Here is a 223-nt window from a genome sequence, read left to right as displayed (position 1 = left end):
TTTCATCTTCAATAGCAAGATTCTTTTTACTAATCCGTTCTTGATACTTTGCTATATCATCTTGATACTTACGAATCTTATCATTCACATATGCCGCCACATGTTCATGGCCACAATGAGGACACGTAAAGTAGCACTTATCAATTCGATTAGGAAGCTGTTTTACTTTCGGCTGCATGTCATAATCTTTATTACACTCAGCACAATATACCTGCATGCCTAC

General features: G+C 36.8%; 1 protein-coding gene. It reads right to left on the bottom strand.

What is annotated here, in order from left to right; all coding sequences use genetic code 11:
• On the bottom strand, nucleotides 1-217 hold a 217-nt coding region (locus tag MR058_RS23930), incomplete at its 3' end, for a hypothetical protein (protein WP_242145956.1).
• Nucleotides 218-223: the final 6 nt, after the last annotated feature.

The organism is Bacillus cereus group sp. BfR-BA-01430 (assembly GCF_022663115.1).
GTDB classification, from domain to species: Bacteria; Bacillota; Bacilli; order Bacillales; family Bacillaceae_G; genus Bacillus_A; species Bacillus_A cereus_BD.
This window is presented reverse-complemented; position numbering and strand designations above follow the sequence as displayed.